Source organism: Paracoccus seriniphilus, from assembly GCF_028553745.1.
Classification (GTDB): Bacteria; Pseudomonadota; Alphaproteobacteria; order Rhodobacterales; family Rhodobacteraceae; genus Paracoccus; species Paracoccus seriniphilus.
Map to the genome: position 1 here is coordinate 1,623,803 of NZ_CP067129.1, position 23,766 is coordinate 1,647,568.

A 23,766-nucleotide genomic window follows, 5' to 3' on the forward strand; every position below is an offset into this window, starting at 1 on the left:
AGCCGCGCCGAGGACCCCATGCGCACCTTCGACACCCTGCCATGCCCCCTGCGCCGCTGGTTGGCCGAGGCCGCGATGCCGTGGTCACCCGCGTCCTGCCGTCGCATCTGGATGCGGGCGCGCTTGGAGGGCGAACCTGTCGAAGCGATTCTGGCAAGATTGGACCGGACCGAGATGAAATGCCTTGGCCTTGCCAATGACCCATTCCCGCCGTGCGTCGGCGGCCAAACGTCCCATGAACACGAAAGCCGATGATGACCCGTTCCATTCTGACAACAACCGCAGTTCTCGCGATGCTTGCCAGCCCGGCGGTTGCACGATCTGGCGAGACGCTGGATGTCGCCGCCCAGTTCGAGATTCAGGGGCCCGAGCCCTCGATCAGCGGCTATATCTTCACCCGGATGGGGATCTCCGAGACTCTTGTGAATGCCGAGGCTGACGGACGATTGACCCCCGGTCTGGCCAGCGACTGGCAGGTTGCCGAAGACGGGTTGAGCTGGACCTTCACCCTGCAAGATGGGGTGAGATTCCACGACGACACGGCAATGACCGCCGATGCCGTGGTTAACGCGGGACATCCCTTCCTGTCCCAGCCCGAAGCCCGCCGCGCGCGGAGCCTTGCCATCGACCGCGAGGGAATTGCCCGAGCCGTGCTGCGCTACCCCCAGGGCGCGACGCAACTCTTCCCGCCCTCGGTCGCAGGCTGGCATGACGACGCGCTTCCCCCACTTGGACATGACGTCGAGGAGGCTCGGGCGCTTCTGGAGGGCCTTGGCTGGCTGCAGGGCAGCGACGGCATCCTGACCCGCGACGGCGAACGCTTCACCCTGACTCTGACAACATATCCCGACCGTCCGGAACTGCCGCTTGTTGCCGCCGTGCTCGAACAGCAATTCCGTCAGATCGGCGTGGAACTGACGATCAACACCACCAATTCATCCGAAATCCCGGCGGGCCATCAGAACGGCACGCTGGAACTTGGTCTGGTGGCCCGCAACTTCTCGCTGATCCCGGATCCGATTGGCACGGTGCTATCCGACTATGTGGGGAACGGCGACTGGGGAGCCATGAACTGGCACAACGAGGAATTCGCAACACTGGTCGGTGGGATTGCGCGCGGTGAGGGTGACGATGCGGACCGTGCCGAGGCCGCCGCCATCCTGCAGGACGAACTGCCGATCATTCCGATCGCCTGGTATCAGCAAACCCTGGCCGTCTCGGACAAGGTCGAGGGTGCGACCATCGATCCATTCGAGCGCAGCTTTGGCCTGCAGGACATGAGGTGGGCGGAATGAGCGCAGTTGCCTCCCGGCTGGTGCAGGCGATCATGGTTGCAGTCCTGATCGGGACTGCGACTTTCGCGATGATGCGCAGCCTGCCCGGAGATGCCGCCTGGCGCATTGCCGCCGGGCGCTATGGCTATGACAACGTCAACGCAGCCGCAGCCGAGGCGGTAAGACAGGAACTGGGGCTGGACGGACCGGCCCTGCCGGCGCTCATGCAATGGCTCGGAGATCTGGCGCGACTCGATTTCGGAAACTCTCTTGTGACCGGCCAGCCGGTGGCGGCCGAGATTGCCCATCAGCTTGGCGCATCCGTCTCTCTGGCGCTCATGGCGATACTGCTGTCACTGCTGATCGGACCACCGCTGGGGATTCTGGCCGGGCTCAGGGCTGGCGGACTCCTGGATCGCATGTTGCTGGTCGTCTCCACGGGGCTGAAGGCGGTGCCGCAGGCCGTGACGGATCAAGGTCTGGGGCTGTGACAGCCCTTTCCATTGCGCGAAACGCCAGAACGGCATCTCGGCGATGCGCGCCATCGCGTCCCGCGCGATGCGGGCATTCACGGCGGCAAGGCCCAGGGCCAGCGTCAGGCTGGGCAGGATGAAATGCCGCGCCTCGCCGTGCCCGGCGGCAGGCAGCCACCGCAGTTGCACCGCGATCAGGACGATCAGCACCAGCGCCATCAGGAATTGCGCAATGTCGCGGTGCCCCTCATCACCTATCTGGGTCTGCAGTTCGTGACGCTGGTCGAAGGCGTCATCATCGTTGAATCGATCTTTGGCTGGCCGGGTATCGGACATGCGCTGGTGCATGCGATCTTCTCGCGCGATGTGCCGATGGTGCAGGGAACGGCCCTGGTGCTCGGTCTGGGCTTTGTCGTCGTCAATGCCGCAATCGATCTGGCCATACGCCGACTGGATCCACGGGGGATGGCATGAGCGTTCTGGAAACATATGAGAAGCATGATCCCGGACAGCCCGTGGCGCGCGTGATCGGCGGTGCCTGCATCATGGCAGTGGTTCTCTTCGCCGCGCTTGGACCGCTGATGGTCCCAGGGGATCCTTTCGCGCAATCTCTGATGAAGGCCCTGGCGGGGCCAGAGGCGGCTGCGCCGCTGGGATACGACCATCTCGGACGCTCTGTCTATCATCGGCTCGCGCAGGCATTGCGCCTGTCGCCGCTGATCGCCCTGGCGTCGGTTGCGACGGCGGGGACAGCCGGGTTGCTGCTGTGGGGACGCTGGCGGCGGCGCGGGGCGGGTGGATCGACCGCCTCCTGACCATGTTGGCAGATGCCTTGCTGGCGCTTCCGGGACTTCTGCTGGTGCTGATCGTGCTGGCGATGGTGCCTGGAACGGCTCTCGGATTCTGGGCCGGTTTGTCGCTGGTGCTCTGGGTGGAATTTTTCAGACTGACCCGCGCCGCGACGCGCGAAACCCTGGCCTCACCGGCGGTGCAGGCGTCGCGATTGCTTGGATTTGGCCCTGCGTATCTGTTCCGCGTTCATGTCTGGCCCGAAATCGCGCCGATGATGCTGACTGCCGCCGCCTTCGGGACGGCGACGGCCATCATGGCGATTGCCGCTTTGGGCTTCGTGCATGTGGGCATGCCCGCGCCGACACCCGAACTGGGCCTGATGATGGTCGAACTTCTGCCTTATTGGCGTGAGGCGCCACTGGCCCTGCTTTCGCCGGTGATTGCCACTTTCGCCCTGCTTCTGGGCCTCACCCTTCTGGCCGGGAGCCGCAGGACATGACCCTTCTGAAAGCTGAAGACATTTCGGTGCAGGACGGAAAATCAACCCTTCTGGAGCCGGTATCGCTGCAGCTTTCCCCCGGAGAGCCGCTGGTGATCCTGGGCGAAACCGGTTCTGGCAAAAGCCTGATGGCGCAGGCGCTCATGGGCACGCTGCCCCCCGAGCTTCATGCCAAGGGCCGGGTCGCCATTGGCACGCAGGTCTTGAATCCGGGCGCGCCAGAGCGGTTTCGCGGGCTCTGGGGACGCAAGATCGGGGTGCTGCCGCAGGAACCTTGGCTCTCGCTTGATCCGCTGATGCCTGCGCGGGACCAGGTCGCCGAAACCCATGAGATCGTGCGGGGTCTGCGTCGCAGCGACGCGCGAAGGCAGGCAATGGCGGATCTGGCAGCGCTCGGACTTGCCGGGGCAGAGGCACGGTATCCGCACGAACTTTCCGGCGGGATGGCTCAGCGCGTGGCAATCGCCGCCGCACGCGCGGGTGGTGCCCGGATCGTGATCGCGGATGAGCCCACCAAGGGGCTGGACGCTGCACGCCGGGACGACGTGGCCTCGCTTCTTTTGTCCGAAATGGGAGAGACTGGCGGGCTCTTGGTGATCACCCATGATCTGGCCCTCGCCCGGCAACTCGGTGGCCGGATGATCGTCCTGCGCGCTGGCAGGGTCGTGGAACGCGGCGCAACCGAGACACTCTTTGCCAACCCCAAGGATGCCTATACCAAGGAATTCTTCGCCGCCGATCCCGAATGCTGGATTCCGCGGCCCTCTGCCGCTCGTGGCGGTCCTGCGGTGGTCTCGGCAAGAGATATCAGCCTGTCTCGCGGCGGAAAAATGCTCTTTTCCGGTGTCTCTCTTGACGTCATGCAGGGCGGGGTCTTCGGTGTGACCGGCCCCTCGGGCTGTGGCAAATCCTCTTTGGGCGATGCGCTTCTTGGATTGATCGGACCAGACCGGGGAACGATATCGCGCCGTCCCGGTCCCCATCCGCATGATTTTCAGAAGCTTTATCAGGATCCGGTTTCGGCCTTTCCCGGCAGGCGCACCCTTGGCCAGACCATCGCCGATACCGCGCGGCTTTCGGGCGCGCGTCAGGGCGATGTCGAGAACTTGCTGGACCGGCTCGGCCTTGATGCCGGGCTTTTGAAACGTCGGCCCGGCGCCGTTTCCGGGGGCGAATTGCAGCGCCTTTCACTTCTGCGGGTCCTGCTCAGGAACCCCAGCTTCATCTTCGCGGATGAGCCGACCTCGCGGCTGGGCCCGATCACGCAGGCGCGGGTGATCGCGCTTCTGACCGAAACGACACAACGGGATGGCACGGCACTGATGCTGGTCAGCCATGACGCGGCGCTGATACGGCATACGTCCGATACCGTTCTGACGCTTGGTGTTCCGGGCAATCCGCGTCCGTCCGCCAACGCCTTTTCCCACCGCCGTGTCGCTTCGGGGTTGCATTGAAGCGCGATAAAATCGACCAATGGAATGAAAGGACAGATCATGAAAACCATCCGGATGGCAGTCTTGGCCACCGTCGCCGCCGCGCCGCTCATGGCGCAGGAGACGCGTCACATGGACGCCCATGTGCACGGTGTCAGCACCCTCGAACTTGCCGTCGAGGGCAACATCCTCGAAATGAACCTGCTCTCGCCCGGCATGGATATCGTCGGATTCGAATATGAGGCAAGCACGGATGCAGACAAGGATGCCGTCGAGGCCGCAATCCGCACCCTGCTGCTGCCCGAGAACGTCGTCGCCCTCCCCGAGGCTGCCGAGTGCCGGCTGGGCGAAGTCCTGGTGCATTTGCACGGTGGCGAGCATGACCACGCCGAGCATGAAGACCACGACCATGGCGAAGAAGCGGACCATCATGACCACGCCAAGGGCGAGCCACATGATGAGGCGCATGATCACGGGGAAGCACATGATCATGGTGATCATGCTGAAGGCGAGGATCACCACCACGAGGAAGGCGCCAGCCACAGCGAGTTCCACCTGCGATACATCTTCACATGTGCGCATCCCGATGAACTGGCAACGGTGGGTTTCCCGTTCTTCGAGCGTTTCCAGAACGCACAAGAAATCGAGGCGCAGTTTGTCACCGCTGCGGGTGCCGGGTCGGCCGAAATCGGCCGCGATGCACCGGAACTGTTGCTGAACTGAACATGGCTGAACCCGCCGTTGCCCTGACCGATGTCACCTTCGCCTGGCCTGGGCGGGGCGGGTTCTCGCTTGCCTGCCCGTCCTTCACGGTGGACCTGGGCGAAAGCGTCCTGCTGCTTGGTGCAAGCGGCTCGGGGAAATCCACGTTCCTGTCTCTGGTCTGCGGAATTGTCGCCGCGGACAGGGGAAACGTTGTCGTCGACGGGACCGACCTTGGTGCCTTGCGCTCAGGTGCCCGCGACCGGTTCCGCGCCGAAAGGATTGGCGTGATCTTCCAGCAGTTCAACCTGCTCCCCTATGCGAGGGTGGCGGACAATATCCTGTTGCCACTGCGCTTTGCGCCCGAACGCAGGGCGCGGGCTGGCGACGCGCGCGACGAGGCCGCGCGGCTCTGCGCTGCACTGGGCCTGCCGGGCGACGTTCTGGCGACACAGGCAGGACGGCTGAGTGTGGGTCAGCAGCAGCGCGTCGCCGTGGCGCGTGCGTTGATCGGGGCCCCGCCGCTGATCGTCGCGGACGAACCGACCTCGGCGCTGGATGCCGGAACACAGGACAGCTTCCTGAGCCTGCTCTTCGGTCAGGCGGACAAGCTGGGGTCGTCCTTGCTGATGGTCAGCCACGACGAACGCCTTGGCGGGCGTTTCGACCGGATCATCCGGCTTGAAGACATCGTGACCACCGAAAGGCTTGCCACATGATCCTCCGCCTCGCCATCGGATCGCTTCTTGCGCGGGCGCTGACCGTCGGCATGACAGTGCTGGCCATCGCGCTGTCCGTCGCGCTGTTTCTCGGGGTCGAAAAGATGCGCACGGGGGCACGTGCAAGCTTTGCCGATACGATTTCCGGGACTGATCTGATCGTGGGGGCGCGCTCTGGCGCGGTGCAACTTCTTCTCTATTCCGTCTTTCGCATCGGCAATGCGACGAACAACGTGACCTGGGAAAGCTATCAGGACATCGCCGCACGCCCCGAGGTGGACTGGATCGTACCTATTTCACTGGGCGACAGCCATCGCCAGTTCCGGGTGATGGGCACGACGCAGGCTTTCTTCGAGCACTACAGCTATCGCGGGGGCCGATCGCTTGACATCCCGACTGGCCATGGCCTTGACGATCTATACGACGCCGTCATCGGCGCAGATGTGGCGGCGACATTGGGTTATGAGGTCGGCGATCCGATCATCGTCTCGCACGGGCTGGCATCCTTTACGGCGCATGACGACCAACCGTTCCGCGTCGCGGGGATCATCGCCAAGACCGGCACGCCCGTAGACCGAACGGTGATCGTCAGTCTCGAGGCCATCGAGGCGATCCATGTCGACTGGCAGTCCGGCGCACATAGACCGGGCCAGACGACGCCGGTCGAAGTCATCAGGACGATGGACCTGACACCTTCGGCGGTCACGGCGGCACTGGTTGGCGTAAGGTCGCGATTGCAGATCTTCTCTTTGCAACGGTGGATCAATGAATACCCCGAGGAACCCCTGCTGGCGGTCCTGCCGGGGGTCGCGCTTGGCGAGCTCTGGCAGATCGTGGGTGTCGCGGAAACGGCGCTGATGGCCGTCTCGGTGATGGTCGTGGTCACCGCGCTTCTGGGAATGATGGCGATGATCTTCTCCGGCCTCAACGAACGCCGGCGCGAAATGGCGATCTGGCGGGCAATGGGCGCACGTCCTGCAACGATTCTCGGTCTTCTCGTTCTCGAAGCCATGCTCATGGCGGCGGCGGGCGCTGCGCTCGGCATAGCGATTCTCTACCTGGGGCTGGCGCTGGTGCAGCCGTGGATCGATACGGCTTTCGGCATCTGGCTGCCCATCAACCCGCCCGCCGCCCGCGAAGTCTGGGTTCTCGCAACTGTGATCGGCGCCGCAGGTCTGGCCAGCCTCTTGCCAGCGATCAGGGCCTATCGCCTCTCTCTCGCAGATGGCATGATGGTCAGGATATGATGATTATTCCCCGATTCACACGCCGTCAGTTCATGCTCACCGCCGGGGCGGGAGCATTGCTGCCTTGCGGTGTGATGGCATCGCCGTTTCGCGAAATCACCTGGGATGATCTGATTCCGCCCGGCGTCCCCTATTCGGAAATCATTGGTGACGGCGAGATCGATGAGCAGGCCGACACCTGGAAGCCGATCTTCGACGAGAATGCGACCAAGCTGAACACGGCCCTGGACGGTGTTTCCGTGAAGCTTCCCGGTTATATCATCCCGCTCGACACGGATGCTGACGGGGTCTCGCGCTTCATCCTGGTGCCATATGTGGGGGCCTGCATCCACGTCCCCCCTCCTCCGCCAAACCAACTTGTTTTCGTGACGACCGCCACGCCTTGGCCCTCGGAAAACCTCTGGGATGCGGTCTGGGTCTATGGTCGTCTCAGCACCAGACTGCAATCGACAGAAATTGCCGAGATCGGCTATCAGATCGTGGCAACCAGCATCGAGATCTACGAATGGTAAGCGTTTGATCCCGTTCCGCGATGTTTCCACTTGGACAACTGGGGCCACCTTGGGCCGGACCTGACAGTTGTTCGGGCCATTCACGTCAGCCTCAGTTCAGCAGCAATCCTGTCTAACCGAATAGCGCCTTACCCTGGGCCATGACCTGCAGCAGCAGGTATCATTCAAGACGGCACGGCTGGGCGACCGCCACGGATCAAACCCTTTGCACATCACGTAAAGACAGGATTCGCCTGCCTGTCCAAACAAGCTCATGTTGCCCGACATGATTCAGCCGCGACGATCTCGACGCGGCTGATTTGCGTGCAAGGCCGGGTGGAAAGCCCGCTCATGTCATCGGCAGATGCCCGGAACCAAAAGGCCGGATCACACGACCCGATCAACCATCATGTGTTTGATCGAGGCAATGGCCTTGGCCGGGTTCAGGCCTTTCGGGCAGGTGTTGGTGCAATTCATGATCGTATGGCAGCGATACAGCTTGAATGGGTCTTCCAGCCCATCCAGCCGTTCACCCGTCGACTCGTCACGGCTGTCGATGATCCAGCGATAGGCATGCAGCAGCGCGGCGGGGCCTAGGTAGCGATCGCCATTCCACCAATAGGACGGGCAAGCCGTCGAACAGGATGCACAGAGGATGCACTCATACAGACCGTCCAGCTTCTTGCGGTCCTCGATCGACTGCTTCCACTCCTTGGCCGGCGTCGGGGATTTCGTCACCAGATAGGGGTTTACCGAGGCATGTTGCGCATAGAAATGCGTCAGGTCCGGCACCAAATCCTTGACGACCGGCATATGCGGCAGCGGATAGATCGCGATGTCGCCCTCGACCTCATCAATCCCATAGATACAGGCCAGATGGTTGCCGCCACCGATGTTCATCGCACAGGAACCGCAGATCCCCTCGCGGCAAGAGCGGCGGAAGGACAGCGTCGGATCGATCTCGTTCTTGATCTTGATCAGCGCGTCCAGAACCATCGGTCCGCATTTGTCCAGATCGACGAAATAGGTGTCCAGCCGCGGGTTCTCACCGGTATCGGGATCCCAACGATAGATCTGGAATTTCTTGACGTTGGTGGCACCCTCGGGCTTGGGCCAGGTTTTCCCGACACGAATCTGGCTGTTCTTGGGAAGTGTAAGCTGAACCATGGGTTACTCCTTTCAAAGAGCGCCTTCGGACGGCGTCTCGGCCGTGAACAGGTTTTGCGCCTCGGCGACCAGATCGGCCACCTTCTTTCGCGCATGAGGATTTAATGACAAGCCATTGACTTGCCGAATGAATTCGGTTGCTGCGGGGCGGAGTCTCTCATTCGAGGACCCCGACAGCTCAGGCAGGGCGGCGATCTGCTCGTCGGACAAACCGGCATGGCGCAGCAATTGCGTGCCCGGGCGGGCAAAGGATTCTTCATCCTCCAGCCGGAACCGGACGACATGATCTCCCCCCACAGCCGAAGCCATACGTTTGCGCAGATCGCCCCAACCCGGCAAGTCCTGGGTCTCGCGCGCGAACACGCTGAATTCACGATCATAGCCTTCGCTGCGCACGATCTGCGCCCAAAGGCTGGACCGCCAAGACTTCATGCCCCGGCTGTAGAAGACAAAGGACAGATCGAAGTCACGCGCCCGTTTCTGGATCAACGCCGCTATTCTTGGCAACGCAGGATAGAGACGTGTCTCTCCTCCCTTGCCCGGCGGTGCACCTGCCACATTTTCATGGCTGATCAGCACCGGCAGATCATTGTCGGGCAGACTGTCCAGAACCTCGCCAAGAGCGACCTTCAGCAAGGTTTCGGTATCGGAACTCGGGGTCAGGCTGAAGCGCATCGCCGCCTGACCCAGCGCCTGCATCGGCGTCTGCGGAACTGGTGTGCGCACGATCAGCCTGTCCGACAGCGTCTGCGCATTGCGATACAGATGCCGCTGGATGGCTGTGCTGCTGGTCTTGTGCACGCCCAGATGCATGATCAGTCGCCGCCGCCCGCCGGAACCGGATATATGTTCCGCCGACATGATCAGCCCCGCCAATCGGGATGGTCATACAGGGAACGGGTCGGCAACTGCCCCGAACGTCGCATGACGCAGCGGTTGAAGACATCCGAAGGATCGCGTCCGGCGAGGTAATCGGTCGAAAGCTCAAGTTCGACCTTTCCGGTCACGCCCCGAGATGCGCCATGTCCCCCGGCCACGCCCATCGTGACCTCGCCGCGCGGGCTGGCCGCCAATTCTGCATCGCGCAGGCAGCTTGTTTCGGCCTGCGCGACCGGAACCGGTCCGCAGGCTGAAACAAGCACCACCCATGGCAAGGCAAATATGATGGCCGGACGCGCGGACATCAGATCAGGTGGCCGCCGCGCTGGCCGCGCTGGCGATGCATTGTGTCGTCGCCGGACGCGAGACGATGGCGGCAACACTGTTGGCTGCCCCCGTCGAATCCGAGGCAGCCAAGCGCGCAATATCGATCATCTCGGCCGTCGTGGCATTGTTCACGACGCAATCGGTATAGGGCTGCACATTGACGCCCGGCAGACGCTTCTGCATCTCGGAATTGATTGCCGTTCGCGCCGCCTGACGCGACGCAGCGTCAAGCACCGTGGGGGTGGTCGTTGTTGCCGGTGCCGTCGTTGGCGAAGTCGCCATCGGCAGCGGCGCGACGCATCCGGCCAAGGCCAGAGCGACAACGCCAGAAATCGCGGTCAGTTGGAAACGCATCAGTAAACCCTTTTCTTCGGAGCGATCTTCTTCAGCTCGATTCCGCCCTCTTCCACCTTGGTCAAAGGTTCAAGGTGAACGGGACGATAGGCAAGTTTAACCTCGTTTCCTTCGACCCAGGCAAGCGAATGCTTGCGCCAGTTCGCATCATCGCGATCAGGATAGTCCTCATGGGCATGCGCCCCACGGCTTTCCTTGCGCGCCTCGGCCCCGACAATCGTTGCCAAGGCATTGGGCATGAGATTGGTCAGCTCCAGCGTTTCCATGAGGTCCGTGTTCCAGATCAGACCACGATCCGTCACATGCAGGTCATCCAGCTTGGCCGCAATTCCGCCCATCTTATCCTTGCCTTCGGCCAGGGTCTTGTCGGTCCGGAACACGGCGGCATCAGCCTGCATGGTCTTTTGCATTTCCAGCCGCAGATCGGCAGTGGAAATATTGCCCTTGGCGTGACGCAACCCGTCAAAGCGATCAAGCGCCCTGTCAACTTCGGCCTGGTTGGTCGCGGGGACAGCCCCTTCGCGGTCGATCACCGAACCCGCGCGAATGGCAGCGGCGCGACCAAAGACGACCAGGTCGATCAGCGAGTTCGAGCCAAGACGGTTGGCACCATGCACGCTGGCACAGCCGGCCTCGCCCACGGCCATCAGGCCCGGGAACACCTGATCGGGGTTTTCCTCCGTGGGGTTCAGAACTTCACCCCAATAGTTCGTCGGAATGCCGCCCATGTTATAGTGTACGGTCGGCAGGATCGGGATCGGATCGCGGGTGACATCGACACCGGCAAAGATCTTGGCCGATTCGCTGATGCCGGGCAGACGTTCCGCCAGGCTTTCGGGCGGAAGATGCATCAGGTTCAGGAACATGTGATCCTTGTGTTCCCCGACGCCGCGTCCTTCGCGGATTTCCAGCGTGATGCAGCGCGACACGACATCGCGGCTGGCCAGATCCTTGTAGGTCGGTGCGTAACGCTCCATGAAGCGTTCGCCCTCGCTGTTGGTCAGATAGCCGCCTTCACCGCGTGCGCCCTCGGTGATCAGGCAGCCCGAACCATAAATCCCGGTCGGGTGGAACTGCACGAATTCCATATCCTGCAAAGGCAGACCGGCGCGGGCAACCATGCCGCCCCCGTCGCCCGTGCAGGTATGGGCGCTGGTCGCGCTGAAATAGGCACGTCCATAGCCGCCGGTGGCCAGCACGACCATCTTGGCGTTGAAGACATGCATCGTGCCGTCGTCCAGCTTCCAGCAGACAACGCCGGTGCAGCGCCCGTCGGTGATGATCAGGTCCAGCGCGAAATATTCAATGAAGAATTCGGCGTTATTCTTGAGGCTTTGCCCATAGAGCGTGTGCAGGATGGCATGGCCGGTCCGGTCGGCTGCGGCACAGGTGCGCTGCACGGGGGGGCCTTCACCGAATTCGGTGGTATGGCCGCCAAAGGGACGCTGATAGATCTTGCCTTCTTCGGTCCGGCTGAAGGGAACGCCGTAATGTTCCAGCTCGTAAACGGCCTTGGGCGCCTCGCGCGCCAGGTATTCCATCGCGTCGGTATCGCCCAGCCAGTCGCTGCCCTTGACGGTGTCATACATGTGCCACTGCCAGTTGTCAGGGCCCATGTTCGACAGCGAGGCAGCAATGCCGCCCTGTGCGGCAACCGTATGCGAGCGGGTCGGGAAGACCTTGGTGACGCAGGCCGTGCGCAGCCCTTGTTCGGCCATGCCGAGCGTGGCGCGCAGACCGGCACCCCCGGCCCCGACAACAACCACGTCGTATTCATGCGTTTCGGTTTGGTAAGCAGCCATGTTGTCCTCAGATCGCGATGGTGATGAACGCCATCTTCGCCAGCGCGAAGACTGCCGCGGCAATTACGGCCCAGCCAAAGATCACCGATGCGATGATCGCCACCTTGCGTTCGGTGTGTTGCAGATAGTCATCAATCATGATCCGCGTGCCCTTCATGAAATGGATCATGCCGACAATGATGAACAAGGCCGTCACGATGCCGGGATAAGGGCGCCCGAAATAGGCAATCAATGCCTCGCGCGGAAGGCCGATGGCGCTGCCGATGACCAGCAGAAATGCCGGGGTCAGCAGAATCAGCGCACAGGCACTGACGGTCATGGCCCAGTGATGCTCGGTGCCCGTACGTGCCGAGCCCAGACCGGTCGCAGCCTTGCGGGGGGTGATGTAACGCATGGTCTTGCCCTCGCTTAACCGATGAAAAACAGGATCAGAGAGATCAGCGTCATCACGACAGAGCCAATGATGATCGCCCAGGAGGATTTCTCGGCCTCCTTGATCTCAAGCCCGATTCCGGCGTCATAGAACAGGTGCCGGATGCCGGCCAGCGCGTGGTACCACAGCGCCCAGGCCGAGCCGGTCAGGATGATGAAGCCCAGCCAGGAACGAACGACCCAGTCAGCGGCTGCAAAGGCGCCCGGACTGCTGACGGCGGCGACAAGCCACCAGGTCAGAAGCAGGACGCCCGCCACCAGGGCGTGCCCCGTGATCCGCGTCAGAATCGAGGTCACTGCCGCGATCGGCAGCTTGTAGACCTGAAGATGGGGGGAAAGCGGCCGGTTACCCCGGTTCACGTCGGCCATGGTGCGGCCCTCCTTTGTCGGTTCAAGCTCGACCCGTCGCAGGCTTTCGGCTGGCCGCGCGGGCTGGCGATTGACGATCCTTCTGTCCCTATTTCTGCCACCTGTCACCCGGTTATGCCACCCCGGGTCGCGAAAAATGGCCGATTCGGCAGTTTGTGATCACGCTTGCGGCAGCCGTGATCACAAGTTACCGCAAACAGCCCGTCGCGAGGCCGGGCAATCGCCATAACCGCCGGTTCACAATGGCATCAGTGCCCAGTAATCCAGATCCAGCAGGACATCGGGCAGATATTTTCCATCCTCGCCCTTCAGCGAAAATCTGCTGCTGTCCCCCTTGGTCGCGACCAGACGCAGCCGGATGGCGCCGACACCCGGCGCATCAGTCTCGGCCTTGTCCAGAACCTCGGACCATGCGCGCACCGTGTCGCCTGCAAAGGCCGGATTGGCATGGGCCCCGGAATTCAGGCCGACGATCATCTGCGCATTGGCAAGCCCGTTGAACGACAGGCTGCGCGCCAGGCTGATGATATGGCCGCCATAGATCAGGCGGCGGCCGTCGGGGCGATGGGTCGCATCGAAATGCACCTTGGCCGTATTCTGCCACAGGCGGGTGGCCAGCATATGTTCGGCCTCTTCCAGGGTGACGCCATCGACATGGTCGATCTTCTCGCCCAGCTCGTAATCGGCCAGACGATGCTTTTCGCCTGCCAGATCAAAATCATAGTCCGAGAAATTGAGATCTTCGGGAAGCTGCAATTCCGCCGCGGGCACGGCAGCGGCCAGGTCCGGGACCACCGTTTCCGGAGCCGGGGCCTCGGGATCGCGCTTATGCACCATGACCCAGCGGACATATTCCAGCACCGGCTCGTCCATCTGGTTCAGCCCACGCGTCCGGACCCAGACGACGCCGGATTTCCCGCTGCTGTTCTGCTTCAGCCCGATCACCTGCGATTCCGCACGCAGCGTGTCACCCGGCCAGACCGGCCGCAGCCAGCGCCCCTCGCCATATCCCAGATTGGCCACCGCGTTCAGGCTGATGTCGGGAACGGTCTTGCCAAACACGATATGAAAGGCAGCCAGATCATCGATCGGGCTGCTTTCCAACCCGCAGGAGGCGGCAAATTCATCGCTGGAATACAGCGCATGACGCGCAGGATAGAGCGCGTGGTAGAGCGCCCGCTCGCCCTCGGCGACGGTGCGGGGCACGGCGTGGCGGATCACCTGCCCGATCTGATAGTCTTCGAAGAACCGGCCCGGATTGGTCTTGGTCATTGTTGCCCCAGCTTCATGTCAGGATGATATTCGGCTTCGATCTCTTTGGTGACGGCCTGCGCGCAACGCATGACGCCACGCGCACTGTCAAAGGCGGTCGAGGGTGAACCATGCAATTCCCAGCCTTTCGACAGGGCCTCGCTGACCCGGTGACAAAAGGCCGAAGTGTCATCCTCGGTGATCAATCTGTAGATTCTGGGCAATTCATCCTCCAAACGGCCAAGGACCGATCACGCCATGGATCAGCCCCACCACCAATGTCACGATCACGGCACCGGCCAGCGCCATGAACTCTTTCCTCGTCTCGAACGGGCCGGCGGGCGGGGTCCAGGCTGTGCGGTTGATCACAATGATTTCAACCTGCGCCCAAGCCAGCAGACCGCCAAACAACAGCAAGGATGGCAAATCGCCATTCACCAGCATATGGGCAATCGCCCAAAGCGAGAAACCGACGAGTTGCGGATGACGCAGCACAGCCGTGACGCGGGTCTTCATGCCGCTGGCTGCAAAGAGATAGAAACCGATCAGCACCAGCAGGTTGTTGATACCGACCAGCGCGGGCGACGGCCCCCACCATATCGGACCATCGGCGGTCTTGTAGCCCCAGACCATCAACACGACAGAGAGCAACAGCAGCAGCGCCACAAGGCGCTTGCCGCTTTCACCCATGGAGGCCCGTCTTTCGGGGGCGACCCGCTTGAAGAGATGCGCACCCCACCACAGGGCAAGACCGAGAATCAGGATCAGCATCTGGCTTCCTTTCGCTGGATGTCTATGAAAGCACCCTGCCCCTAACCGGCCATCTCGGCAATCGCCCGGGCCTTGTCCAATGTCTTGCGGGCAGTCTCGATATGCAGGTTCTCGACGATCTTGCCATCGACGACAGCTACCCCCTTGCCCTGCGCCATTGCCTCGTCAAAGGCCGCGATCTGACGACGCGCCAGTTCGACCTCGGCTTCGGTGGGCGCGAAACTGGCATTGGCAACGGCCAGCTGCGCGGGATGTATCAGCGTCTTGCCGTCAAAGCCCATGTCGCGCCCCTGCTCGCATTCGATGCGCAGCCCCTCATCATCCTTGAAGGCATTATAGACGCCATCGATGATCACCTTGCCATGGGCCTTGGCCGCCAGAACGCACAGCCCCAGCCCTGCCTGCATCGGCAGACGGTCGGCACGAAAACGGCTGTTCAACTCCTTGGCAAGATCATTGGTGCCCATCACCATGCCCGCCAGGCGCGGATGCGCCGCGATCTCGGCGGCGTTCAGCATTGCCAGCGGTGTCTCCATCATTGCCCAGAGCGGAGTGTCGGGAATGATTCCGGCAACCACGTCCAGATCGGCGGCGCTGTTCACCTTGGGGATCAGCACGGCCTCGGCCTTGCCTGCCAGTGGTCCGGCGCAGGCGCGGGCATCATCCGCACCCCATTCGCTGTCCATTCCATTGATCCTGACGATTCGCGCACGCGCACCATAGCCCGACTCCAGCGCCGCGCCCAACGCGTCGCGCGCGGCAGGCTTTTCCGAGGGTGACACGGCATCCTCAAGATCAAAGATGATCGCATCGGTCGGCAGGCTCTGCGCCTTTTCCATCGCGCGGGCATTGGCCGCCGGAATATAGAGAACGGACCTGTAAGGGCGAGTCATGAAAACCTCCGGGCAATTATCTTGCGCGAAGCTGCCTTGTTGCGTCAGAAATGGCAAGCCTTTTTCTGCTGCACCGCAGCATCATCCCATGATCCCCTGCCAGATCAGTCGCAGGGAAATAAGCAGCAGCCCCCAGGTGATCAGCTTGTAGAACAGCTCCTGAGGAATGATGCGCACGATCCGCAAACCGACCCAGACCGAGACAAGGGCGACCGGTGTCAGGATCGCCGCAGCCTCGAGGTTTGCCAGCGACAACTGTCCCAACGCCGCATAGGGAAAGAGCTTGGCGAAATTGGTGATGGCAAAGAACCAGGTCGTCGTTCCGGCAAAGACCATGCTGGGCAGGCGCAGCGGCTGGACATAGACCTGATAGGGTGGCGCCCCCGCATGGCTGACAAAGCTGGTATAGCCGGCCAAGGCCCCCCAGAAGCTGCCCTTCACCAGAGACGGCTTGCGCGAACCATTTGAAATATCCGGTCGTATCAATGCGTTGGCAGCAAAACTTAAACCAATTATTCCAACGATCAGCGTCACGCCGCTGTCGGGAACCAGATGGGCCGTGGCCCAGCCAAAGCCGATGCCCAGCATCGCGCCGGGCAATGCCGTGCGCAGCACCGCCATATCGAAACCTCGTCGATAGGCCAGCAGCCCCCCGATATCGGACAGCACATAGACCGGCAGCATCAGCCCCGCCGCCTGCACTGGCGGGATCACCAGCGACAGCAGCGGCACCGCCAATATGCCGATCATTGCCAGCCCGCCTTTCGAAAGCCCCACCGCGATCGCCGCAAGCACCGCAAGGATCCATCCCTGAGTAGTCAATTCCAGCATTTTGCCTCCATCCGCCGATGGCACTGGATGCGACAAGGCTGCACGACAGGCAAGTGTTAGGGCCATCATCGCGGCGATGCAGCGAGACAGACTTGCGATTCGTTGCGCGACCCCTTAACCACCACGCAAGAATCCATCCAAGAAACCGGAGGTTACCATGGCCCGACCCAAGATTGCACTTATCGGTGCAGGCCAGATCGGCGGAACGTTGGCGCATTTGGCCGCGATGAAGGAACTGGGCGATGTCGTCATGTTCGATATTGCCGAGGGCACGCCGCAGGGCAAATCGCTGGATATTGCTGAATCGGGGCCGTCCGAGGGTTTCGACGCCTCGCTGAAAGGCACCAACGATTACGCCGATATCGCGGGCGCTGACGTCTGCATCGTCACCGCCGGCGTTCCCCGCAAGCCGGGCATGAGTCGCGATGATCTGCTGGGCATCAACCTCAAGGTCATGAAATCGGTCGGCGAAGGCATTGCCAAACACGCCCCTGACGCATTTGTGATCTGCATCACCAACCCGCTGGACGCGATGGTCTGGGCGCTGCGCGAATTCAGCGGCCTGCCCCACAACAAGGTCTGCGGCATGGCCGGCGTGCTGGACTCGGCCCGCTTCCGTCACTTCCTGTCGCTGGAATTCGACGTTTCGATGAAAGACGTCACCGCATTCGTCCTGGGCGGTCACGGCGACACCATGGTTCCGCTGACCCGTTATTCGACCGTGGCCGGCATCCCGCTGCCGGATCTGGTCAAGATGGGCTGGACCACGCAAGAGAAGCTGGATGCCATCGTTCAGCGCACGCGTGACGGCGGTGCGGAAATCGTCGGCCTGCTGAAAACCGGTTCGGCCTTCTATGCGCCCGCGACCTCGGCCATCGAAATGGCTGAAGCCTATCTGAAGGATCAGAAGCGCGTCCTGCCCTGCGCGGCCTATGTCGACGGCCCCTTCGGCCTCAAGGGCACCTATGTCGGCGTGCCGACCGTCATCGGCGCCAATGGCATCGAGAAAGTCATCGACATCAAGCTGGACAAGGACGAGCAGGTCATGTTCAACAAGTCGATCGACGCCGTCAAAGGTCTGGTCGAAGCCTGCAAGGGGATCGACAGCAGCCTGGCGTAAGGGTCGCATTGCCGGCTTTGAATTCAACGGCGCGCCAGCAATGGCGCGCCGTTTTTCGTTTCCATCACGAATCATCATGCTTGCGGTAACAGAATGCCGTTTTGTGATCACGCCATTTCTGGCTGTGATCACATCAATCCGAAACAGGCATTTTTTCGTGAAAATATCGGGAAAGCGTTTTTCCCTTTCCATTTGTTGTGTCAATAACCTTGCAAATCTGTCGAACCGGATAAGGGGGTCGAGATGAATATCCACGAATATCAGGCCAAGGCGCTGCTGCGTCAGTATGGCGCGCCGGTCAGCGATGGCCGCGTGGTCATGAAAGCGGATGAGGCAAAATCCGCCGCAGGCGAACTGGACGGACCGCTTTGGGTCGTCAAAGCCCAGATCCATGCGGGCGGTCGCGGCAAAGGCCACTTCAAAGAGGCCGAAGCTGGTGAAAAAGGCGGCGTGCGCCTGGCCAAATCGGTCACCGAAGCCGAAGAGATGAGCCGGCAGATGCTGGGCCGCACTCTGGTCACCCATCAGACCGGCCCTGCTGGCAAGCAGGTCAACCGCATCTACATCGAAGACGGCAGCGACATCGAGACCGAGCTGTATCTTGCGCTGCTGGTCGATCGTCAGACCTCGCGCGTCAGCTTTGTAGCCTCGACCGAAGGCGGCATGGACATCGAGGAAGTTGCAGCGAACACCCCCGAGAAGATCGTCAGCTTCAGCGTCGATCCGGCTTCGGGCCTGTCGGATTTCCACGGCCGCCGCGTTGCCTTTGCGCTGGGTCTGACCGGTGGTCAGGTCAAGCAGTGCGTCGCGCTGGTGAAAAACCTGTATCGCATGTTCATTGAAAAAGACATGGAGATGCTGGAGATCAACCCGCTGATCGTCACCACCGATGGCAACCTCAAGTGCCTCGACGCGAAGATGGGTTTCGACAACAACGCGCTGTATCGCCAGGCCGATGTCATGGCGCTGCGCGACGAGACCGAAGAAGACCCCAAGGAACTGGCCGCGTCGAAATTCGACCTGAACTACATCGCGCTGGACGGCGAGATCGGTTGCATGGTGAATGGTGCCGGCCTGGCCATGGCCACCATGGACATCATCAAGCTGTATGGTGCCGAGCCTGCCAACTTCCTTGATGTCGGTGGCGGCGCGACCAAGGAAAAGGTCACCGAGGCCTTCAAGATCATCACCAGTGACCAGAACGTCAAAGGCATCCTGGTCAACATCTTCGGCGGCATCATGCGCTGCGACATCATCGCGGAAGGCATCGTCGCCGCGGTGAAAGAGGTCGGCCTGCAGGTTCCGCTGGTCGTGCGCCTTGAAGGCACGAATGTCGAAAAGGGCAAAGAGATCATCAGTGCAAGCGGTCTGAACGTGACTTCGGCCGACGATCTGTCGGACGCAGCCGAAAAGATCGTCAAAGCGGTGAAAGGATAATCACGATGGCAATTCTGGTAGACAAGAGCACCAAGGTCATCACGCAGGGCATCACCGGCTCGCAAGGGACCTTCCACACCGAACAGGCGATTGCTTACGGCACGCAGATGGTCGGCGGCGTGACCCCCGGCAAGGGCGGCACCCAGCATCTGGACCTGCCCGTGTTCAACAGCGTCCATGAGGCCGTTGCGAAAACCGGCGCCACGGCCTCGGCGATCTATGTTCCGCCCCCCTTCGCAGCCGATTCGATTCTGGAAGCGATCGACGCGGAGATCCCGCTGATCGTGGCCATCACCGAAGGTATCCCGGTTCTGGACATGATGCGCGTCAAACGCGCCCTGGAAGGTTCCGCCAGCCGCCTGATCGGCCCGAACTGCCCCGGCATCATGACCCCCGACGAATGCAAGATCGGCATCATGCCCGGCAGCATCTTCCGTCGCGGCAGCGTCGGCGTCGTCTCGCGCTCGGGCACGCTGACCTATGAAGCCGTGAAGCAGACGACCGATGTCGGACTGGGTCAGTCCAGCGCCGTCGGCATCGGCGGCGACCCGATCAAGGGCATGGAACATATCGACGTTCTGAAGATGTTCCTGGACGACGACGAGACCGAGTCGATCATCATGATCGGTGAAATCGGTGGCTCGGCCGAAGAAGAAGCCGCGGAATTCCTTGCCGAACAGAAGAAGAAAGGCAAATGGAAGCCGACCGCTGGCTTTATCGCTGGCCGCACGGCGCCTCCGGGCCGCCGCATGGGTCATGCCGGTGCGATCGTTTCGGGTGGCAAGGGCGACGCGGAATCGAAGATCGAAGCCATGAAAAAGGCCGGGATCGTCGTTGCCGACAGCCCGGCCGGCCTTGGCGAAGCCGTGTTGAAGGCCATCAATTCCTGATACGGGAAAATGACATGATGTGTCGGCAATCCCGGCACATCATGTCACGGGCCGATCATGAGGAGATCACGATGAGCTTCCTTCGCGCGACAGCCGCAACGGCCCGGCCCATATCGGGCATCTGTTGCTGATCATTTGACAAGTCGCGCTCCCCTCTTGAGTGTGGGGGGCACGGCAAACCGAGGCTTCGGGGAAGAAATTGACCGATCAACCAACCAGCGCCGACCCTGCATCGACCGGATCCGGTCCTTTCGGCTTTGCCCGCCGACAGGCAGCACCGGTTTCATTGGTCGCGCTTCTCAGTCTCTCGGCCTGCGGAGGAAAGATGACCTCCGACATCCTGCCCGGCGGCATTCCCGCCAGCACCGATCTTCACGAAGCCAGCACGCTGCCACCCAATGCCGTGCGCACCGTCGCGCGCCGCGATTATGGCTGGCGGTTGATCTATCATCCTTCCCGTGCACCCGCGAATGCCGAAACAGACGCTGCCCGCGCCCTGTGCGGACTTGAGCGGCGGCCCGTTGCCGCCATCGAACATATCCCGCGCCTTGATCCCTATGCCGATCCCGGCGCGACCATTATCGACATTACCTGTGCCTGAGACCCATCCAGCCAACCTCCTCCTGCCCTGACCGGGGAAACGCCATGAACGACCAACCCAACAACTCAGATTTTCGCGACTCGTCATTTTTGCAGGGTCACAATGCAGCCTATGTCGAACAGCTCTATGGCCAATGGGCCAAGGATCCGGCAGCGGTAGATCAGGCCTGGGCGGAATTCTTCCGCGGGCTGGGCGACCCGGAAGCGGATGCGGTTCGCGAAGCCGAAGGCGCCAGCTGGGCCCGTGCCGACTGGCCGCCCCTGCCCGCGGATGAGACCACCGCGGCACTGACCGGCGAATGGCCTGCTGGCGACAAGGCCGAGGCGGATGCCGCGATGAAGAAGATCGCAGCCAAGGCCGAAGAAAAAGGCGTCAGCCTGTCGGCCGGCCAGATGCGGCAGGCCGTGCTGGACAGCATCCGCGCCCTGATGCTGATCCGTGCTTTCCGGATCCGGGGCCATCTGCACGCCAATCTGGACCCCCTGGGTCTGCGCGATGTCCCCGATCACGGTGAACTGAAGCCCTCGACCTATGGCTTCGGCCCCGAAGACATGGATCGTCCGATCTTCATCGACAATGTCCTGGGTCTTGAGGTTGCCTCGATCCGGCAGATTTCCGATCTGATGACCCGCACCTATTGCGGCACCTTCGCGCTGCAATACATGCATATCTCGAACCCCGAAGAGGCCGCATGGCTGAAAGAGCGGATCGAGGGCTATGGCAAGGAAATCCAGTTCACCAAGAACGGTCGTCGCGCCATCCTGAACAAGCTGGTCGAGGCCGAGGGCTTCGAGAAGTTTCTGCATGTGAAATACATGGGGACCAAGCGTTTCGGTCTGGACGGCGGTGAAGCGCTGATCCCGGCCATGGAACAGATCATCAAGCGCGGCGGCGCCCTGGGGGTCGAGGATATCGTCATCGGCATGCCCCACCGCGGCCGCCTGTCGGTCCTGGCAAATGTGCTGTCCAAACCCTATCGCGCCATCTTCCATGAATTCCAGGGCGGCAGCTTCAAACCCGAGGATGTCGATGGCTCGGGCGACGTGAAATATCACCTCGGTGCTTCCTCTGACCGTGAATTCGACGGCAACAAGGTGCACCTGTCGCTGACGGCGAACCCAAGCCACCTCGAGGCCGTCAACCCGGTGGTTCTGGGCAAGGCACGTGCCAAGGGCGATCAGCGCGACGATCTGAACGATCGCACGGCGGTTCTGCCGGTGCTGCTGCATGGCGATGCGGCCTTTGCGGGTCAGGGCGTTGTCGCGGAATGTCTGCAATTGTCGGGCATTCGCGGCCATCGCACCGGCGGCACCATCCATATCGTGGTGAACAACCAGATCGGCTTTACGACCGCGCCGCATTTCAGCCGCACCTCGCCCTATCCGACCGATATCGCCTTGATGGTCGAAGCCCCGATCTTCCACGTCAATGGCGACGATCCCGAGGCCGTGGTGCACGCCGCGCGCGTCGCGACCGAGTTCCGCCAGAAGTTCCACAAGGATGTGGTTCTGGACATCTTCTGCTATCGCCGCTTTGGCCATAACGAAGGTGACGAACCGATGTTCACCAACCCGGCAATGTATACCGGCATCAAGTCGCACAAGACGACCCTGCAGCTGTATACCGACCGGCTGGTCGCGGACGGGCTGATCCCCGAAGGCGAGATCGAGGACATGAAGGCGGCATTTCAGGCCCATCTCAATGAAGAATTCGAGATCGGCAAGAACTACAAGCCGAACAAGGCCGACTGGCTGGACGGGAAGTGGTCGGGCTTTGAACGCGAAGGCGCTGAATATGTCCGCGGCGACACCGGTATTCCGCCCGAAACCATGAGCCGCGTCGGCAAGGCTTTGACCACCGCGCCAGACGGCTTCAACCTGCACAAGACCGTCGGACGTCTGCTCGAGGCAAAGAAACAGATGTTCGCCAAGGGAGAAGGCTTCGACTGGGCAACTGCCGAGGCGCTTGCATTCGGCTCGCTGCTGACCGAGGGTCACGGCGTTCGCCTGTCGGGTCAGGACAGCACGCGCGGCACGTTCAGCCAACGTCATTCGGCCTTTATCGACCAGAAGACCGAAGACCGCTATTACCCGCTGAACAATATCTCCGAAGGTCAGGCACGCTACGAAGTCATCGACTCGATGCTGTCGGAATATGCGGTTCTGGGCTTTGAATATGGCTATTCTCTGGCCGAACCCAACAGCCTGGTGATGTGGGAAGCGCAATTCGGCGATTTCGCCAATGGCGCCCAGATCATGTTCGACCAGTTCATCAGCTCGGGCGAAAAGAAATGGCTGCGCATGTCCGGCCTGGTCATGCTGTTGCCCCATGGCTTCGAAGGTCAGGGCCCCGAGCACTCGTCGGCGCGGCTGGAACGCTTCCTGCAGATGTGCGCCGAGGACAACTGGATCTTTGCGAACTGCACGACTCCGGCAAACTATTTCCACATCCTGCGCCGCCAGATCCATCGTGGCTTCCGCAAGCCGTTGGTGATGATGACCCCGAAATCGCTGCTGCGCCATCCGATGGCCGTCAGCAAGGCCGAGGACTTCCAGACCGGTTCGACCTTCCACAGGATCCTGTGGGATGACGCCGAACGGGGCAGCTCGCCGACCAAACTGGTTGCAGATGACAAGATCCGCCGCGTCGTGATTTCCTCGGGCAAGGTCTATTACGACCTGCTGAAGGCCCGCGACGAAGCAAAGATCAATGATGTCTACCTGCTGCGTCTGGAGCAATACTATCCGTTCCCGGCCCAGGCCATGGTCAAGGAGCTCGGACGCTTCAAGGATGCCGAAGTCGTCTGGTGTCAGGAAGAGCCCAAGAACCAGGGCGCATGGAGCTTTGTCGAGCCCTACCTGGAATGGGTGCTGGAACGTCTGGGCGCCAAGCACAGCCGCGCCCGCTACGTCGGCCGAAATGCGGCGGCCTCGCCTGCCACCGGTCTGGCATCGCGTCACAAGGCAGAACAAGAGGCGCTGGTAAACGAAGCGCTCGTTATCGAAGGATAAT

At 61.7% G+C, this 23,766-nt stretch carries 28 protein-coding genes and 1 pseudogene; 16 read left to right on the forward strand and 13 right to left on the reverse strand.

What is annotated here, in order from left to right; translation table 11 throughout:
• Positions 1-18 precede the first annotated feature (18 nt).
• The 3 genes from JHW44_RS07935 to JHW44_RS07945 are packed head-to-tail and all read left to right on the forward strand — an operon-like array spanning position 19 to position 1,765.
• The gene (locus JHW44_RS07935) at positions 19-255 is read left to right on the forward strand and encodes a DUF6525 family protein (protein ID WP_245846900.1); all 237 of its coding nucleotides are present in this window, start codon (positions 19-21) and stop codon (positions 253-255) included.
• Positions 252-1,295 carry an ABC transporter substrate-binding protein gene (locus tag JHW44_RS07940; protein ID WP_272850261.1) on the forward strand — a complete coding sequence of 348 codons (1,044 nt, stop codon included), beginning with the start codon at positions 252-254 and terminating at the stop codon, positions 1,293-1,295. The genes JHW44_RS07935 and JHW44_RS07940 overlap by 4 nt, the downstream gene beginning before the upstream one ends.
• Positions 1,292-1,765, forward strand: coding sequence for an ABC transporter permease family protein (locus JHW44_RS07945; protein ID WP_245846898.1), 474 nt, complete (start codon positions 1,292-1,294; stop codon positions 1,763-1,765). Before JHW44_RS07940 ends, JHW44_RS07945 begins: the two co-directional genes overlap by 4 nt.
• An 18-nt stretch (positions 1,766-1,783) precedes the next feature.
• Here JHW44_RS07945 and JHW44_RS20425 read toward each other — a convergent pair.
• A pseudogene (locus JHW44_RS20425) lies at positions 1,784-1,966 on the reverse strand (ABC transporter permease); the annotation flags it as partial.
• Between JHW44_RS20425 and JHW44_RS07950 the strand changes: the two are divergent.
• The 8 genes from JHW44_RS07950 to JHW44_RS07985 are packed head-to-tail and all read left to right on the forward strand — an operon-like array spanning position 1,889 to position 7,651.
• On the forward strand, positions 1,889-2,221 hold the full coding sequence (locus JHW44_RS07950) for an ABC transporter permease (protein WP_336385698.1): 333 nt from the start codon (positions 1,889-1,891) through the stop codon (positions 2,219-2,221). The pseudogene JHW44_RS20425 and the gene JHW44_RS07950 overlap by 78 nt on opposite strands.
• Positions 2,218-2,562 (forward strand): hypothetical protein, encoded by a 345-nt coding sequence (locus JHW44_RS07955; protein WP_245846894.1) that lies wholly within the window; start codon positions 2,218-2,220, stop codon positions 2,560-2,562. The genes JHW44_RS07950 and JHW44_RS07955 overlap by 4 nt, the downstream gene beginning before the upstream one ends.
• A 2-nt stretch (positions 2,563-2,564) precedes the next feature.
• Positions 2,565-3,038 carry an ABC transporter permease subunit gene (locus tag JHW44_RS07960; protein WP_245846913.1) on the forward strand — a complete coding sequence of 158 codons (474 nt, stop codon included), beginning with the start codon at positions 2,565-2,567 and terminating at the stop codon, positions 3,036-3,038.
• The gene (locus JHW44_RS07965; protein ID WP_089343473.1) at positions 3,035-4,492 is read left to right on the forward strand and encodes an ABC transporter ATP-binding protein; all 1,458 of its coding nucleotides are present in this window, start codon (positions 3,035-3,037) and stop codon (positions 4,490-4,492) included. The genes JHW44_RS07960 and JHW44_RS07965 overlap by 4 nt, the downstream gene beginning before the upstream one ends.
• A gap of 39 nt (positions 4,493-4,531) precedes the next feature.
• Entirely contained in the window at positions 4,532-5,194 is a 663-nt protein-coding gene (gene zrgA / locus JHW44_RS07970; protein WP_089343472.1) for a zinc uptake protein ZrgA, read from the forward strand.
• Positions 5,195-5,196: 2 nt separating this feature from the next.
• Positions 5,197-5,892, forward strand: a complete 696-nt coding sequence (locus JHW44_RS07975) for an ABC transporter ATP-binding protein (protein ID WP_089343471.1) — start codon at positions 5,197-5,199, stop codon at positions 5,890-5,892.
• Positions 5,889-7,139: an ABC transporter permease gene (locus JHW44_RS07980; protein WP_089343470.1), complete on the forward strand. Its 1,251-nt coding sequence runs from the start codon at positions 5,889-5,891 to the stop codon at positions 7,137-7,139. Before JHW44_RS07975 ends, JHW44_RS07980 begins: the two co-directional genes overlap by 4 nt.
• Complete coding sequence (locus tag JHW44_RS07985; protein WP_419182495.1) at positions 7,136-7,651, forward strand: DUF3299 domain-containing protein; 516 nt, start codon at positions 7,136-7,138, stop codon at positions 7,649-7,651. Before JHW44_RS07980 ends, JHW44_RS07985 begins: the two co-directional genes overlap by 4 nt.
• Before the next feature lie 366 nt (positions 7,652-8,017).
• Here JHW44_RS07985 and JHW44_RS07990 read toward each other — a convergent pair whose 3' ends face one another.
• The 12 genes from JHW44_RS07990 to JHW44_RS08045 form a co-directional block, all read right to left on the reverse strand.
• On the reverse strand, positions 8,018-8,797 hold the full coding sequence (locus tag JHW44_RS07990; protein WP_089343469.1) for a succinate dehydrogenase iron-sulfur subunit: 780 nt from the start codon (positions 8,795-8,797) through the stop codon (positions 8,018-8,020).
• A 12-nt stretch (positions 8,798-8,809) separates the two neighbouring features.
• Positions 8,810-9,658: a hypothetical protein gene (locus tag JHW44_RS07995; RefSeq protein WP_143811437.1), complete on the reverse strand. Its 849-nt coding sequence runs from the start codon at positions 9,656-9,658 to the stop codon at positions 8,810-8,812.
• 2 nt (positions 9,659-9,660) lie between these two features.
• Positions 9,661-9,981, reverse strand: coding sequence for a hypothetical protein (locus JHW44_RS08000; RefSeq protein ID WP_089343467.1), 321 nt, complete (start codon positions 9,979-9,981; stop codon positions 9,661-9,663).
• Positions 9,982-9,985: 4 nt separating this feature from the next.
• A complete protein-coding gene (locus JHW44_RS08005; protein WP_089343466.1) occupies positions 9,986-10,357 on the reverse strand; it encodes a hypothetical protein in 372 nt (123 codons plus the stop codon).
• Positions 10,357-12,159, reverse strand: a complete 1,803-nt coding sequence (sdhA, locus tag JHW44_RS08010) for a succinate dehydrogenase flavoprotein subunit (RefSeq protein WP_089343465.1) — start codon at positions 12,157-12,159, stop codon at positions 10,357-10,359. The genes JHW44_RS08005 and sdhA overlap by 1 nt, the downstream gene beginning before the upstream one ends.
• Before the next feature lie 7 nt (positions 12,160-12,166).
• Complete coding sequence (locus JHW44_RS08015; protein WP_089343464.1) at positions 12,167-12,553, reverse strand: succinate dehydrogenase, hydrophobic membrane anchor protein; 387 nt, start codon at positions 12,551-12,553, stop codon at positions 12,167-12,169.
• A gap of 14 nt (positions 12,554-12,567) precedes the next feature.
• A complete protein-coding gene (gene sdhC / locus JHW44_RS08020) occupies positions 12,568-12,960 on the reverse strand; it encodes a succinate dehydrogenase, cytochrome b556 subunit (protein WP_089343463.1) in 393 nt (130 codons plus the stop codon).
• Between the two features lie 237 nt (positions 12,961-13,197).
• On the reverse strand, positions 13,198-14,232 hold the full coding sequence (locus JHW44_RS08025) for a MaoC family dehydratase (protein WP_089343462.1): 1,035 nt from the start codon (positions 14,230-14,232) through the stop codon (positions 13,198-13,200).
• Positions 14,229-14,435, reverse strand: a complete 207-nt coding sequence (locus JHW44_RS08030) for a DUF1737 domain-containing protein (protein ID WP_089343461.1) — start codon at positions 14,433-14,435, stop codon at positions 14,229-14,231. The genes JHW44_RS08025 and JHW44_RS08030 overlap by 4 nt, the downstream gene beginning before the upstream one ends.
• A 1-nt stretch (position 14,436) precedes the next feature.
• On the reverse strand, positions 14,437-14,982 hold the full coding sequence (locus tag JHW44_RS08035) for an NnrU family protein (RefSeq protein WP_089343460.1): 546 nt from the start codon (positions 14,980-14,982) through the stop codon (positions 14,437-14,439).
• A 41-nt stretch (positions 14,983-15,023) separates the two neighbouring features.
• Positions 15,024-15,875, reverse strand: a complete 852-nt coding sequence (locus JHW44_RS08040; protein ID WP_089343459.1) for an HpcH/HpaI aldolase/citrate lyase family protein — start codon at positions 15,873-15,875, stop codon at positions 15,024-15,026.
• Between the two features lie 81 nt (positions 15,876-15,956).
• Positions 15,957-16,706, reverse strand: coding sequence for a sulfite exporter TauE/SafE family protein (locus JHW44_RS08045; protein WP_089343458.1), 750 nt, complete (start codon positions 16,704-16,706; stop codon positions 15,957-15,959).
• A gap of 157 nt (positions 16,707-16,863) precedes the next feature.
• Between JHW44_RS08045 and mdh the strand changes: the two genes are divergently transcribed.
• The 5 genes from mdh (at position 16,864) to JHW44_RS08070 (ending at position 23,765) form a co-directional block, all read left to right on the forward strand.
• Entirely contained in the window at positions 16,864-17,826 is a 963-nt protein-coding gene (mdh, locus tag JHW44_RS08050) for a malate dehydrogenase (protein ID WP_089343457.1), read from the forward strand.
• A 243-nt stretch (positions 17,827-18,069) separates the two neighbouring features.
• A complete protein-coding gene (gene sucC / locus JHW44_RS08055; protein WP_089343456.1) occupies positions 18,070-19,263 on the forward strand; it encodes an ADP-forming succinate--CoA ligase subunit beta in 1,194 nt (397 codons plus the stop codon).
• A gap of 5 nt (positions 19,264-19,268) precedes the next feature.
• The gene (gene sucD / locus JHW44_RS08060) at positions 19,269-20,153 is read left to right on the forward strand and encodes a succinate--CoA ligase subunit alpha (protein ID WP_089343455.1); all 885 of its coding nucleotides are present in this window, start codon (positions 19,269-19,271) and stop codon (positions 20,151-20,153) included.
• A gap of 325 nt (positions 20,154-20,478) precedes the next feature.
• Positions 20,479-20,754 (forward strand): hypothetical protein, encoded by a 276-nt coding sequence (locus JHW44_RS08065; protein WP_089343454.1) that lies wholly within the window; start codon positions 20,479-20,481, stop codon positions 20,752-20,754.
• A gap of 44 nt (positions 20,755-20,798) precedes the next feature.
• Positions 20,799-23,765 carry a 2-oxoglutarate dehydrogenase E1 component gene (locus tag JHW44_RS08070; protein ID WP_089343453.1) on the forward strand — a complete coding sequence of 989 codons (2,967 nt, stop codon included), beginning with the start codon at positions 20,799-20,801 and terminating at the stop codon, positions 23,763-23,765.
• Position 23,766 lies beyond the last annotated feature (1 nt).